Origin of the sequence: Actinocorallia sp. B10E7 (assembly GCF_039871655.1) — a bacterium.
Taxonomy (GTDB): domain Bacteria; phylum Actinomycetota; class Actinomycetes; order Streptosporangiales; family Streptosporangiaceae; genus Actinocorallia.
Genome location: NZ_JBDPLZ010000002.1, coordinates 22258 through 36454 on the forward strand (window position 1 = coordinate 22258; position 14197 = coordinate 36454).

Below are 14197 nucleotides of genomic sequence, written 5' to 3' on the forward strand. Positions count from 1 at the left end.
ATGAGACGCGGGGAAAAGCCGTTTCCCGGTCGTTATCCCATCGCACAGGGCGAAGCGGAACTGCTGCGCGACGCCGACCGGGACAACGGCTGGGTGATCAACATCCGGGGGGTGCCCCAGTCCTACCTCGACCTGGACGACCCCACCCACCTGGACTTCGAGTACATGCGGCTGCTCGGCGACGTCGTGGACCGGCTGAAGGAAGGCCCTCTCGACGCCGTCCACATCGGTGGAGCCGGCTGCACGCTGGCCCGGTACGTCGCCGCGACCCGGCCGGGCTCCCGCCAGATCGTCTACGAACTCGACGAGCCCCTGGTCCAGCTCGTCCGCGAGCACTTCCCGCTCAAGCCCTTCCGCGGCCTGAAGGTCCGCGTCGGCGACGGCAGGGCGGGCCTGGCCTCCCTGCCGGACGACTCCGACGACCTGGTCGTCGTGGACGCCTTCTCCGGCGCCGAGATGCCGGTAGCGCTCGCCTCGGTGGAGTTCACCGAACAGGTCGCCCGGGTGCTGCACGGCGACGGCGTCTACCTCGTCAACGTCGCCGACGGAGGCGGCCTCGGCTTCGCCCGCAGGCTCGCCGCGACGATCGCCGAGGTCTTCCCGCACCTCCTGCTGCTGGGCGAGCCGGGCGTCCTGCGCGGCCGCCGCTTCGGCAACCTGGTCCTGGCCGCCTCCCGAGCCCCGCTGCCCGTCGCTGAACTCACCCGCGTCAGCGCCGGCAAGCCACTGCCCGCCCGCTGCATGGACACCGCCGAGCTGGCCCGGTTCACCGCCGGCCACCGCCCGATCCGCGACGGCGACGACATCGCCGTGCCCGTCCCGCCCCCGGCCGTCTTCGGACGGAACTGAATGGGCCGACCCACCTGGCGGGAGCGCTGGCGGTACTGGTTCGACAACACCATGGCGCGGGGGACGCCCGCGCTGATCGGCTGGCTGGGACTGGCCTCGGCGGTCCTGGTCCTGTTCGTGGCGAGTCTCGCCGCGCTGCTCGCGCCCCGGGACGCCGACGAGAACGGAGACTGGCCGGGGCTGGTCTGGCGCAGCCTGCTGCGCACCCTCGACCCGGGCACGATGGGCGACGACACCGGAACCGCGCCCTTCCTCGGCCTGATGCTCACCTCGACGATCGGCGGGATCTTCATCGTCAGCGCCCTCATCGGCGTGCTGACCACCGGCCTGGAGAACAAGATCGAGGAGCTGCGCAAGGGCCGCTCGCGCGTCATCGAGCAGGACCACACCGTGATCCTGGGCTGGTCGGAGCAGGTGTTCACGGTGCTGTCGGAGCTGGCCGAGGCCAACCAGAGCCGCAGGCGCTCCTGCGTGGTGATCCTCGCAGACCTGGACAAGGTGGAGATGGAGGACGCGATCCGGGCCAGGGTCGGCGACCTCGGCCGCACCCGGGTGGTGTGCCGGCACGGAAACCCGCTCAAGGTCGTCGATCTGGAGCTGGCCAGCCTGGACACCGCCCGCTCCGTCATGGTGCTGGCGCCGCCGGACGAGGACCCCGACATCTACGTGATCAAGGTGCTGCTGTCGCTGGGCAACCGGACCTGGGAGCGGCCCGGCCACCGCCCGCACATCGTCGCGGCCGTCCAGGACCCCTCGAACCTGCCCACCGCACGGCTGGCGGCCGGGCCCTCCTCCCGGGTGGTCGACGCCGACGACCTCGCGATCCGCCTGGTGGTGCAGGCCCACCGCCAGTCCGGCCTGTCCACCGTCTACACCGACCTGCTGGACTTCAAGGGCCACGAGTTCTACCTGCGGCCCGAACCTGACCTGGCCGGAATGACCTTCGGCGAGGCGCTGTGCGCCTACGAGCTGGGCGTCCCGGTGGGGGTCCGGCACACTGACGGCTTCGTCCTGCTCAACCCGCCGATGGACACCGAGCTGACCGGACGGGAGGAGATCGTCGTGCTGGCCGAGGACGACATCCTCATCAAGCTGGCCAAGGACCGGCCGCCGATCCACCACGAGGCCGTCGCCGCGCCGCCCCCGCCGCACCCGGCCCCGCCGCCCGAGCGCACCCTCGTCCTCGGCTGGAACGGGCGCGGCGCCCAGATCGTCACCATGCTCGACGACTTCGTGCGGCACGGCTCCGTCGCCGACCTCGCGACCCGCTGCGACGACCCGCGCGGCGGGCTGGGCGCGCTGGAGAACCTCACCGTCGGCTACACCCGCTGCGACCCCACCGACCGGGACCAACTGGAGGCGCTGGACACCGGCTCCTACCAGAAGATCATCGTGCTGGCCGACGCGGACGCCGACCCCGACCACGCCGACGCCCGCACCCTGGTCACCCTGCTGCACCTGCGGGACATGGCGGACAAGCAGAGCGCCGGCTACTCCATCGTCAGCGAGATCCACGACGACGCCAACCGGGAGATCGCCCAGGTCACCCGGGCCGACGACTTCGTGGTCAGCGAACGGCTGATCAGCCTGCTGCTCACCCAGCTCAGCGAGAACCGCCACATCTACGACGTGTTCCACGACCTGCTGGACCACCGCGGCTCGGAGATCTACCTCAAGCCGGCGGTCGACTACCTGCGTCCCGGGCTGCCCGCGAACTTCGCCACTCTCCTGGAGGCCGGCCGCGCCCGAGGCGAGACCGTGATCGGCTACCGGCTCCAGGCGGACTTCCACCGCGCACCCCACTACGGGGTGTTCCTCAACCCCGACAAGACCGCCCCGCTCATCCTCGGCGATGACGACCTGGTGATCGTCATCGCCGACGCGGGCGGCGGCCCCAAACCGGAGCCGAACGCTCAGGCCTGAACGTCCCACAGGTGGTGGACCGGTTCGTGGCCGAAGTAGCGGGAGAAGGTGTCGACGGTGAAGGAAGCGCCGTCGCTGCGCCGCCCCTTCCGCCGCCACTGCTCTCCTTCGACGGAGGCGAAGGCGGCGGCCAGCTCCTGCAGCGCGGCGAGGAGCTCGTCGGCGACGACGGCAGGATCCTGCTCGCCATAACGTCCGGTGACGGCCGCTGCGTCCTGGTCCCAGTCGAGGAAGACCGGATCGTCCTGCTCCAGCATCAGCCTGAGCCGGTAGAGGCAGGTCCGGGAGGAGTCGCGCACGTGCGCGGCGTATTCGAGGGGAGACCACCTGCCGGAATGAGGGCGGGCGGCATGGTCACCGGGGGAACGCAGAAGGGAGTGCCACCGCGCTGCGCTTTCGAGCAACAGCCCGCTCACGTCCTCGCGAGCGACGGCCGAGGCGTCGTAACGGCACTCGGGGCACTCCCTTTCCAGGACCCAGGTCCAGTCTTTGGCGTCAGGGGTGATCGTCACCCGGGAAGCCAACCAGACCGGGCGTCATGTGATCAAGATCCGATCTCGCCGTCGTCCTCACGGAGGTCGGCCTGGACGTCCCACCAGTGGTGGACGGGGTCGTGCAGGAAGTACCGGGCGAAGGTCTCGACGGTGAAGGACGCGCCGTCGCTGCGCCGGCCCGTCCGCCGCCACTGCTCGTCCTTCACATGGGCGAACTCGGCGGCCAGCTCCTGGGCGCAGGCCAGGAGCTCGTCCGCGACGTCGGCGGGGTCCTGCTCGCCGTAGCGCTCCTCGATCGCCGTGGCGTCCTGGTCCCAGTTGGGGAAGAGCGGGTCGTCCTGCTCCAGCATCAGCCGGAGCCGGTAGAGGTAGATCCGGCAGGCGTCCCGCACGTGCGCCGCGTACTCCAGCGGCGACCACTTGCCGGGGAAGGGGCGGGCGGCGTGGTCACCCGGGGAACGCAACAGGGAGTGCCACCGGGCGGCGTTCTCCAGCAGCAGCCCGCTCACCTTCTCGAGGGGAACGGCCGACGCCTCGAACCCGCATTCGGGGCACTCCCTGTCCAGAACCCAGGTCCAGTCCTTGGTGTCAGGGGTGATGCTCACCCCGGCAGCCTAGCCGGATCCGGGTGAGGGCCATCAAGACCCGATCTTGCCTCCGTCGTCCTTGGTGATCACCACGGTGGCGGAGCGGGGGCGGCCCGCCGGGTCGAAGTCCGGCCAGTTGGAGACCACGCGCGGGTTCTCCGGGGTCGGGGTGCCCCACGCCTTGGTGTCCTCGCCCGGGTGCTGGATGTTGACGAACAGCGAGCGGCCGTCGGCGGCGAACGTCAGGCCGGTGACCTCGGCGCCGCGCGGGCCGACCAGGAAGCGCCTGATCTCCTTGGTCTTCGGGTCGCAGGCCAGCAGCATGTTGTTGCCGATGTTGTCGTAGCCCTTGGACGCGAGGTTCTGCGAGGAGTTGGAGATGTCCGTCTGGATCCACAGACGGCCGTCCTCGTCGAAGCCGATGCCGTCGGGGGAGCCGTGGAGGGAGTCCGCGTCGAGCTTGACGGTCTTGTCGTAGGCCGGGTCGCCCGAGAGGACGAACACCTCCCAGGCGAAGGACAGCGAGGTGTTGTCGCCGTTCTTCTCGCTCCAGCGCAGGATGTGGCCGTAGGGGTTGGGCTTGCGGGGGCCGACGGCGCCGCCGTTGCCCGAGCCGTTGGTCAGGGTGAGGAAGACGTCCTTGTTCTTGGGGTGGACCGCGACCCACTCCGGGCGGTCCAGCTTGGTGGCGCCGACGGCGTCCGCGGCGGTCCGGGTGCGCAGCAGGACGTCCGCCTGGTCCTTCCAGCCGCCTGCGGCGGTCAGTGGGCCCTCGCCGAACTTCAGCGGCAGCCACACGCCGGAGCCGTCGTCGCTGAACTTCGCGACGTACAGGGTGCCGTGGTCCAGCGGGCTCTGACCGTGCCGGATCCGGTCGCGCCAGCGGCCGTCGCCGACGAACTTGTAGACGTACTCGCCGTCCTGGTCGTCACCGGAGTAGACGACGACGCGACCCTTGGACTCGGTGACGGTCGCGCCCTCGTGCTTGAAGCGGCCCAGGGTGGTGCGCTTGACCGGCTTGGAGTTCGGAGCGAACGGGTCGATCTCGACGACCCAGCCGAAGCGGTTGGCCTCCTTGGGGTTCTTGGCGATGTCGAACCGCTCGTCGGCCTGGTGCCACTTGTAGCCGAAGCCCGAGGCGGTCACGCCGTAGCGCTTCTGCTCGGCGTCGGCCTTCCAGGAGGCGTCCTCGGTGCCGAAGTAGCCGTTCCAGTTCTCCTCGCAGGTGAGGTAGGTGCCCCACGGGGTGTAGCCGCTGGAGCAGTTGTTCAGGGTGCCCTGCGGGGAGTTGTTGGAGCGCAGCTCGGCGTGGTCGGCCGTGACGGGGCCGGAGAACTTCACCGGGGTGGTGCCGGTGACGCGGCGGTTGAAGCGGGAGTCGGCCTGCTTCCACTTGCCGCTCCTGCGGTCGCGCTGGACCTTCACGACGCTGATGCCGTGCGCGGCGAGGGCCTTGCTCACCTTCTCCTTGGTGATGACCGCGTCGCCGTCGGGGTACAGGCCCATGGTGTCGACGTACTCGTGGTTCACCGCGAGCAGACCGGAGTCCTTGCTGAGCGGGAACAGGTGCATGCCGTCGTGGTGCGCGCCGATCTGGCGCTCCTGCTCGGCGGCGGTGTTGGAGGCGTCCTTCTTGAACGCCGGGCCGCCGGACAGGAGCGGGGTGCCCCAGGGGATGAGCACCTGGGCGGAGTAGCCCTCGGGGACGACGATGGCGTCGTCCTTGCCGGCGGGCACGGCCTTGAAGCCGAGCAGCTTCCTGCCCTGGCCGGGCCTGCCGGGCTTGTGGTCACGAGGCCCGGCGACGGCGGCCTCGGCCAGACCGGCGGTCATGAACCCCGCGGCGGCGACCACGGTGCCGCCCTTGATGATCGAACGCCGGGACAGGACGTCCTGGATGTGCCGGTTGCCGGAGGTGTTGGAAGAGATGTCGTCCGGGTCGACGTCGACATTGACGCGGGTCATGGCTGCAACCTCGTATTTCACAGTGCCTTGATGAGCACTTGTGAGCTTGGAGGGGTGAAATGTCGGATCAGGAAAGGTCGGGTGAACGACGGGAGAAGTGCCGCGTCACCCTTGCCACGAACGTTCCGAAGGCCACTCCCGCCACCAGCGAGGCGATCAGCGCCAGCACCGGCGAGTACCCGTCGAACAGCGGATAGACCTGCCAGTGCGTCAGGTAGATGTACATCGTGGCGCCCGCGAGAGTGCCCGCCAGCCGGTTGAGCGCGGCGGGGCCGGGCAGGCTCGGCACCCAGACCAGCAGGACCGTCCCGGCGATGATGATCACCTCCCGCACCCATTCGCCGGTGCCGAAGTAGCCGGGGACGGTGAGCAGCGCCGCGCCCGTCACCAGCAGCCGCTGCCGGTCGTCGCGGGCCTTGGCGGCGGCCCAGCCCAGCGGGAACATCCAGAAGGCGACGATCGCGTCCGGCAGGGCGCGCGCCCCCAGCACGTCGTAGCGCAGGGCCAGCCCCGCGGCGAGCAGCGCAAGGGGGAACGCGAAGGGGGCCCTGCGCTCGGCCCGGTCCAGCGCCGGGACGCTCAGCAGCGCGGTCAGGGCCAGCAGGATGTAGACGAGGACCTCGACGAACCAGTAGTTGCTGTTCCGGCCGGTCAGGCTGGGCAGCAGCGTGGCCTGGAACAGGTCGTACCCGTCGGTGAACAGCGCCGCCAGCGTGATCCAGGCGACGCTCGGCACCAGGATCCGCAGCGTGCTGTCCAGCAGGTGGCGGCGGCGCTCACCCCAGGGGGCCCCGGTGAGATGGAACCTGGCGAAGTTGAAGCCCGCGACGGCCAGCAGCAGGTGCGCCCCGCCCCGGACGGTGAAGACGTGGATGTGCGAGCCGACGATGAGGACGATCGAGACGGCGCGCAGGACGACCCCGGTCTCGATCCGGTGCCACCTTCGCCGCCGCCCCGTCCGGGGCGCGCCCAGCTCACGGATCGGCAGCAGGTGCCAGTTCCGGGGGAGGCGGCCCAGCGCGGCCTCCAGCTGGAGGGACATCTCCACATAGGAGAGGGAGTCGCCGCCGAGGCCGACGAAACTGTTGTCCTCGGTGACGTCCGGCCGGCCCAGGACCCGGGAGTACAGGGCGCACAGGTCCGCCGACGGCTCCGGCCCGCCGTGCGCGCGTCCCAGCGCGCGCACGGCCTGGTAGTCGGGTTTGCCGGTGGCCAGGCGAGGAAGATCCGGCAGGACGTGCACCTGGACGCTCCGGGCGGGCAGCCCGCACCCTTCGGCCACCAGCAGCCGGACGCGCCCGGCGTCGGCCCCGGGGCCGTCGGCCACCGCGACGATGAGGACGCCGTCGTCCTCGTCGCCCGCGCAGCAGGAGGCCAGGCCGTGCCCGGCGAGCAGCTCCTCGACGCGCCGCGGGTCGATCCGCAGGCCGTAGATCTTCAGGAACCGGCCGCGCCGCCCCACCACCTCGTACAGCCCGTCGGGGGCGAGCCGCGCCAGGTCGCCGGTGCGCAGTTCCGTCACCGTCCGTCCCAGGGCCAGGTCGGCGGGGCCCTCGGCGTAGCCGAGCATCACGTTGGGGCCGGAGTAGACCAGCTCCCCGATCTCCCCGATCTCCCCGTCCTCCCCGGAGCCGGGGTCCGGCTCCAGCCGGAAGGATCCGCCGGGGATGGGGACGCCGATCGCCTGCGGCCGGGAGGCGGCCAGGTCCGGGGGCAGGTAGGCCATCCGGGCGGTGGCCTCGGTCTGGCCGTACATGACGAAGAGGTCCCAGCCCTGCCTGCGGCCGAGTTCGGCGTAGCGGGCCACCTGCTCGGGGGGCATCCGGCCGCCCGCCTGGGTGAGGTAGCGCAGGCTCGGCGGGCACAGGTCGGCGAAGCCCACCCGGTCCAGCAGGTCGAAGGTGTAGGGGACCCCGGCCAGCGAGGTGCCCTCCGCGGCGCGGAACAGCTCCCAGAACCGGGGGTCGCTCACCGACAGGCCGGTGAGGATGAGCCCGGCGCCGCGCAGCAGGTGGCTGTTGATCACCGACAGGCCGTAGCAGTAGTACATCGGCAGCGTCGTGGCGGCCCGGTCGTCCTCGCGGATCCCGAGGTAGTCGGCTATGGCCTCGGCGTTCGACTGGAGGTTCTCGCGGGAGAGCCGGACGACTTTCGGCGAGCCGGTCGAGCCCGACGTGCTGAGCAGCAGGGCGAGATCGGGGTGCAGGTCGTGCGCGGACAGGAGGCGCCGCTCCCGCAGGGTGCCGTCGGGCAGCGCGATGACGTCCGGGTCGTAGGCGGCGACGAGCGACCGCAGGGAGGCGGCGGGCTCCTGCGGGACGAGCAGGAGGGGGTGGCCCGCGCGCAGCGCGGCGAGGTAGACGACGAGGGAGTCCAGCGTGTCGGCGCCCGCGAGCAGCACGAGCCGCCGTTCGGTGCCCAGGCGCAGGGCCGTCTCCGTCACGCGTTCGTTGAGCTCGCGGTAGGAAAGGGCGCCGTTCGGAAGGACGACGGCCGTCCGGTCCGCGTGAATCGGCAGCGAGTCAACGAACTGTGGCGCCTTCGTGCCTGGGAGGGGTGGGTGCACACCCCTATCATAGGTAAGGCTAACCTTCACCTTGAAAGAGCTTAAGAAGATCTTTAAAGCTTCCGTCCCGCAGGAGGGCAAGTCCATGCGTCACCCCCTGGCCCGCTGCCTGTCGGCACTCGCCGCGGCAGTGCTCCTCCTTCCCGTCTCGGCCTGCGGCCTGGGGGAGGAGGCCGGCCTCGTCATCTACTCCGGCCGCAACGAAGGCCTCATCAAGCCGCTGATCGAGGACCTCGAGGACGCCGTCGGCACCAAGGTGGAGGTCCGGTACGGCGGCAGCGCCGAGCTGGCCGCGCAGCTGCTGGAGGAGGGCGACAAGACCGAGGCCGGCCTGTTCCTCTCCCAGGACGCCGGAGCCCTCGGCGCGCTGTCCAAGGAGGGCCGCCTCGACAAGCTGCCCCAGACCGCCCTGGACAAGGTCGCCCCGCAATACCGGTCGAGCGCCTCGGACTGGGTCGGGCTGTCGGGACGGGTCCGGGTGCTGGGCTACAACCCGGGCAAGGTCTCCGACGTGCCCGACAGCGTCTTCGAGCTGGTGAAGCCCGAATGGAAGGGCCAGGTCGGGTACGCGCCGACCAACGCCTCCTTCCAGGCGTTCGTCACCGGCATGCGGGTCCTGAAGGGCGAGGACGCCACCCGCCAGTGGCTGCAGGGCCTCAAGGCCAACGACGCCAAGCCCTACGACAACAACGTCAACCTGCTGAACGCCGTCGACTCCGGCGAGGTCTCCATCGGCCTGCTCAACCACTACTACTGGTACGAGAAGGTCGACGAGGTCGGCGCCGACAAGGTCACCGCCAAGCTGCACTTCCTGCCCGGCGGAGACCCCGGCGCGCTGGTCAACGTCGCGGGCGCGGGCATGCTGAAGGGCACCGACCAGAAGGCCGCGGCCCTCAAGGCCGTCGACTTCCTGCTCTCGGAGAAGGCCCAGAAGTACTTCGCCGACGAGACCAAGGAGTACCCGCTGGCCTCCGGCGTCACCAGCACCGTTCCGGACCTGCCGCCGCTGGACTCCCTCAAGGTCCCCGAGATCGACCTGGGCAGGCTGGAGTCCCTGGAGGAGACCCTGAAGATGCTGCGCGAAGCCGGAATGGTCTGATCGGGATGGCCGGTACGCAGGGAATGACCGCGGCCCGAGCGCCCTGGGCCCTGCTCGGGCCGGCCTGCCTGGCAGGAGCCGTCGCGCTGCTGCCGCTGGGCTACCTGGCCGTCCGCTCCCTGGAACGGGGCCTGGGCTACGCCTGGGACGTCGTCACCACCGAGGGCACCGCCCTGCTGCTGGCCCGCAGCCTGGGGCTGGCCGCCACGGTGGTGGCGGCGTGCCTGCTGATGGGCGTCTCGCTGGCCTGGCTGACCGTGCGCACCGCCCTGCCCGGCGTCCGGGCCTGGGCGGTGCTGGCGACCCTTCCGCTGGCGGTGCCCAGCTACGTGGCCGCCTTCACCTGGCTGTCGGCGGCGCCGGGGCTGGCGGGCTTCACGGGGTCGGCGATCGCGCTGACCCTGGTCAGCTTCCCCTACGTCTACCTGCCGGTCGCCGCCGCCCTGAGAGGGGCCGACCCCGCCCAGGAGGAGGTGTCGCGCTCCCTGGGGATCGGGCCGTTCCGGACGTTCCTGAGGGTCACGCTCCCGCAGCTGCGCCCGGCGGCCGCGGGCGGCGGGCTGCTGGTGGCGCTGTACGTCCTGTCGGACTTCGGCGCGGTGTCGCTGATGCGCTACGACACCTTCACCCGCGGCATCTACACCTCCTACCAGGCCAGCTTCGACCGCACCCCGGCCGCCGCGCTCAGCGTCGTCCTGGTGGTGCTGACCGTGGCGCTGGTCGCGCTGGAGACCCGGACCAGGGGCAGGGCCGGGCACGCCAGGACGGGCGCGGGCACCGCCCGGCCCGCCGCGCCCGCCGCGCTGGGCCGGTGGACGGCCCCCGCCCTGGCCTGGTGCGGCGCGGTCGCCGCCGTCGCCGTGCTCTTCCCGCTGGGCACCCTCGCCTACTGGCTGTCCGCGGGGAGCTCCGCCACCTGGGACCCCGCGGAACTGCTGGACACCGCGGGCGTCACCTTCGGCGTCGCCGCGGCGGGGGCCGCGCTCACCACCGCGCTGGCCCTGCCCGTCGGGGTCGTCGCCGCCCGCTACCGGGGCAGGGCCGTGCACCTGCTGGAGCAGGCCGCCTACGCCGGGCACGCCCTGCCCGGCATCACCGTCGCGCTGGCGCTGGTGTTCTTCGCGGTGCGCTACGCCAACCCGCTCTACCAGGAGCTTCCGCTGCTGGTCTGCGCCTACGCGGTGCTGTTCCTGCCGGTCGCGGTGGCGGCCACCCGCGCCGCCGTCCTGCAGTCCCCGCCCGTCCTGGAGGACATGGCCCGCTCACTGGGCCGCAGCCCGCTGCGGGTCCTGCGCGAGGTGACGGTCCCGCTGGCCGCGCCCGGCGTCGCGGCCGGAGCCGCGCTCACCTTCGTGGTGTGCATGAAGGAACTGCCCGCCACGCTGCTGCTGCGCCCCACCGGGCTGGACACCCTGGCCACCCGGCTGTGGACGGAGACCGGCGTCGGCTCCTACGCCGCCGCCGCGCCCTATGCCGCCGCGCTGATCCTGCTCGCGGCCATCCCCTCGTACCTTCTCGGGAGGCACCGCCCATGACCGAACTGCGGATCGAGGGCCTGACCAAGGCGTACGGGCCGGGCTCCGCCGTCCTGCACGGGCTCGACCTCACCGTCCCCGAAGGCTCGCTGGCCGCCGTCCTCGGCCCGTCGGGCTGCGGCAAGACGACCCTGCTGCGGATCATCGCGGGCTTCCTGCGCGCCGACTCCGGGACGGTCTCCGTCGGAGGGCGCGTGCTCACCGGGCCGGGAACCCACCTTCCCCCCGAACACCGCCGTATCGGCATCGTCCCCCAGGAAGGGGCGCTCTTCCCGCATCTGAGCGTGGCCCGCAACGTCGCCTTCGGGCTGGCGGGAGACCGGGCAGCGCGCCGCCGCCGCGTCGAGGAGATGCTGGAACTGGTCGGTCTGTCCGGGTACGGGGACCGGATGCCGCACGAGCTGTCCGGCGGCCAGCAGCAGCGCGTCGCCCTGGCCCGCGCGCTGGCACCCGAACCCGCGCTGGTCCTGCTCGACGAGCCGTTCAACGCGCTCGACAGCGCGCTGCGCACGGGGGTGCGCGCCGACGTCCGGGCGGCCCTGCGCGCCACCGGGGCCACCGCCCTGCTGGTCACCCACGACCAGCAGGAGGCCCTGTCCACCGCGGACCTGGTGGCCGTCGTCCGTGAGGGCCGGATCGCGCAGTGCGGCACGCCCGAGGAGGTCTACCGGGCCCCCGCCGATCCGTGGGTCGCCGGTTTCGTCGGCGACGCCGTGCTCCTGCCCGGCACCGCGGTGAACGGCACCGCGGCCACCGCCCTGGGAGAGATCCCGCTCCTGGCCCCCGCGGGCGCGGCGGCGGACGCCCCCTGCTCGGGGACCGTCCTCCTGCGCCCCGAGCAGCTCCTGCTCACCGGCGTGGACGACGCGGGGGAGGGCGCGGTGAAGGCGACCGTCCAGGACGTCTGCTACTACGGCCACGACGCGATGGTCACCGTCGCGGTCGACGGGCTCGACACCCCCGTCGAGGTCCGGGTGGCGGGCCCCTTGTCCTTCCGCCCCGGCGACGAGGCCGCGGTCCGCGTCACCGGCACAGGCACCCTGCATTCCTGAGGGAAGGCCGGTGCAACGCGGCGGCCGGGAACGCCCGTCTGTAGGACATGAAGATCTTGCGATGGGCGGCCGTGCTGCTGGCCGTGTCGGCGTGCGGAGCGAGTGTGGAGGCGGCCGAGGTCCGGGGGCGGGTACTGGACGTGCCGGCGGCGGAGGCCGGGCCCGTCGTGGCCGCCGACCTGAGGTTCGGGCTGCGGGTCCTCGACGCCTGGTGCGCACGGGACCCGAAGGCCAACCTGGTGTTCTCGCCGTCGAGCCTGGCCGGGGGCCTGGGCATGGCGGCGCTGGGCGCGAAGGGGGAGACCGCGGCCGAGATGACCGGGGTGCTGGGCTGGCCGAAGGACCCGCTGGGAGCGCTGAAGGCCCGCTCCGAGGCGCTGCGCGGCCTGCCCGGGGTGCGGGCCGTCGACCAGGTGTGGGCGGACGAGGGGCTGAAGACCGATCAGGGCTACCTCGACCGGGTGGCGACGGGTTACGGCGCGGGCGTGAAGCTCCTGCCGCTGCGCAGCGATCCCGAGGGCTCCCGGGAGGCGATCAACGACTCCGTCAGCGAGGACACCGAAGAGCTGATCAAGGACTTGATCCCCGAGGGCGCGCTGAAGGACGTCGGGTGGGTGCTCACCGACACCGTCCACCTCAAGGCCGACTGGGAGCAGGAGTTCGAGAAGGAGCAGACGTCGGCCGGCGAGTTCTCCACGGCCGGGGGCGAGCGGGCCCGAGCGGAGTTCATGAACCGGACCGGCGACTTCGGCCACGCCCGCCACGACGGCTGGACCGGGGTGCGCATGGCCTACGAGGGCGGCCGGCTCGGCATGCTCGCGCTGCTGCCCGACGGTGACGGCCGGGAGTGCCCGAAGATCGGGGCCGAGACCGTCGAGGCCTTCGGGACCCGGAAGAACGGCACCCGCCTGTCCGTCTCCCTGCCGAAGGCGGACCTGTCCGCCAAGGACGAGATGAGCACCCTCCTCAAGGGGCTCGGAATGGCCACCGCCTTCTCCGACAAGGCCGACTTCACCGGGATCTCCCCGGACGCCGGAAGCCTCTCGGCGGTCCGGCACGCCGCCTCGCTCCGGGTGGACGAGAAGGGCACCGAGGCCGCCGCGGCCACCTCGGTCGAGGTCGGGGTCACCTCGGCTCCGGCGGAGGAGCCCCTCAAGGTCGTCTTCGACAGGCCGTACCTCCTGCTCCTCCAGGACCTGACGACCGGCGAGCCGCTCTTCCTGGCGCGGGTCGCGGACCCCTCGCGGAGCTGAGCGAATCCGATCAACGTGATTGAAAGGAACGATCAGTACCGGAACAATGCGGCGGAACCACTCGCCTCCCCGTACCGGACGGTGCACGCGTGCCCTTCACGCTGAGCCACATCGCGGCGGTCCTGCCGCTGCGCTCGCGCTTCCTCCTGCCCTCGGGCCTGGTCCTCGGCGCGACCGTCCCGGACATCCCGCTGTTCGTCCCGTTGAGCGACCGGCCCACCACCCACAGTGCGCTCGGTCTGGTCACGTGGGACCTGGGAATGGGCCTGGTACTGCTGGCCGTCTTCCACCTGCTGCTGAAGCGGCCGCTGCTGGCCCTGTGCCCCCGGTGGCTCCGCGACCGGCTGGCGCCGGTGGTGGACGGGCCGGCCCTGCGCCGGGTGCTGTGGGCGGCGGTGCCGTCGCTGCTGCTGGGCGCGGTCACCCATCTGGCGTGGGACGCGTTCACCCATCTCAGCGGGCCGGGAGTCCAGGCGTTCCCCGAACTGGCCGCCCAGGCGGGGCGATACCCGGTCTACCGCTGGGCGCAGTACGCGTCGGGCGTGTTCGGCGGCCTCGCGGTGGCCGTCTGGGTGCTGCGCTGGCTGTGGCGGGCCCCCGCCGTCCCGTCCGAAGGGCTCTCGAACCGGGCGCGGGCGGCGGTGCTGTCCGTCGCGGGCCTGGCCGTGGCGGCGGGAGTCGCGGTGACGGTGTTCGTGCGGGTCCCGCCGACCCCGTACTCCTACCTGAGGTACTCGGTGACGGACTCGATGGTCATGGTCGGCGGCTGGGCGGCCCTGTACTCGCTGCTCTACTGGGCGGCGTCGGTGACCCGGCGTTCCGCCGCCTCCCGGTAAACGGATGGACCGCCTTTTCCCTGAACTGGGAGAATGCA

At 71.9% G+C, this 14197-nt stretch carries 11 protein-coding genes; 7 read left to right on the forward strand and 4 right to left on the reverse strand.

Annotated features, from left to right (window positions below; translation table 11 throughout):
- Both ABGB12_RS05160 and ABGB12_RS05165 read left to right on the forward strand, forming a co-directional pair.
- Positions 1–849, forward strand: coding sequence for a fused MFS/spermidine synthase (locus tag ABGB12_RS05160; protein WP_347675091.1), 849 nt, complete (start codon positions 1–3; stop codon positions 847–849).
- Complete coding sequence (locus tag ABGB12_RS05165) at positions 850–2772, forward strand: potassium transporter TrkA (RefSeq protein ID WP_347675092.1); 1923 nt, start codon at positions 850–852, stop codon at positions 2770–2772.
- Here ABGB12_RS05165 and ABGB12_RS05170 read toward each other — a convergent pair.
- The 4 genes from ABGB12_RS05170 to ABGB12_RS05185 all read right to left on the reverse strand — a co-directional run bounded on the left by ABGB12_RS05170 (position 2763) and on the right by ABGB12_RS05185 (position 8384).
- Positions 2763–3284, reverse strand: a complete 522-nt coding sequence (locus ABGB12_RS05170; protein WP_347675093.1) for a DinB family protein — start codon at positions 3282–3284, stop codon at positions 2763–2765. The two genes, ABGB12_RS05165 and ABGB12_RS05170, sit on opposite strands and share 10 nt — an antisense overlap.
- Before the next feature lie 32 nt (positions 3285–3316).
- The gene (locus ABGB12_RS05175; protein ID WP_347675094.1) at positions 3317–3871 is read right to left on the reverse strand and encodes a DinB family protein; all 555 of its coding nucleotides are present in this window, start codon (positions 3869–3871) and stop codon (positions 3317–3319) included.
- A gap of 33 nt (positions 3872–3904) precedes the next feature.
- Positions 3905–5818, reverse strand: coding sequence for a PhoX family phosphatase (locus ABGB12_RS05180; RefSeq protein ID WP_347675095.1), 1914 nt, complete (start codon positions 5816–5818; stop codon positions 3905–3907).
- Positions 5819–5885: 67 nt separating this feature from the next.
- Entirely contained in the window at positions 5886–8384 is a 2499-nt protein-coding gene (locus ABGB12_RS05185) for an AMP-binding protein (RefSeq protein ID WP_347675096.1), read from the reverse strand.
- 85 nt (positions 8385–8469) lie between these two features.
- Between ABGB12_RS05185 and ABGB12_RS05190 the strand changes: the two genes are divergently transcribed.
- The 5 genes from ABGB12_RS05190 to ABGB12_RS05210 all read left to right on the forward strand — a co-directional run bounded on the left by ABGB12_RS05190 (position 8470) and on the right by ABGB12_RS05210 (position 14159).
- Entirely contained in the window at positions 8470–9483 is a 1014-nt protein-coding gene (locus ABGB12_RS05190; RefSeq protein WP_347675097.1) for an iron ABC transporter substrate-binding protein, read from the forward strand.
- Positions 9484–9488: 5 nt separating this feature from the next.
- Entirely contained in the window at positions 9489–11018 is a 1530-nt protein-coding gene (locus tag ABGB12_RS05195; RefSeq protein ID WP_347675098.1) for an iron ABC transporter permease, read from the forward strand.
- Positions 11015–12070 (forward strand): ABC transporter ATP-binding protein, encoded by a 1056-nt coding sequence (locus ABGB12_RS05200; protein WP_347675099.1) that lies wholly within the window; start codon positions 11015–11017, stop codon positions 12068–12070. The genes ABGB12_RS05195 and ABGB12_RS05200 overlap by 4 nt, the downstream gene beginning before the upstream one ends.
- Before the next feature lie 47 nt (positions 12071–12117).
- Positions 12118–13323: a serpin family protein gene (locus ABGB12_RS05205; protein ID WP_347675100.1), complete on the forward strand. Its 1206-nt coding sequence runs from the start codon at positions 12118–12120 to the stop codon at positions 13321–13323.
- A gap of 89 nt (positions 13324–13412) precedes the next feature.
- Positions 13413–14159: a DUF4184 family protein gene (locus ABGB12_RS05210; RefSeq protein WP_347675101.1), complete on the forward strand. Its 747-nt coding sequence runs from the start codon at positions 13413–13415 to the stop codon at positions 14157–14159.
- Positions 14160–14197: the final 38 nt, after the last annotated feature.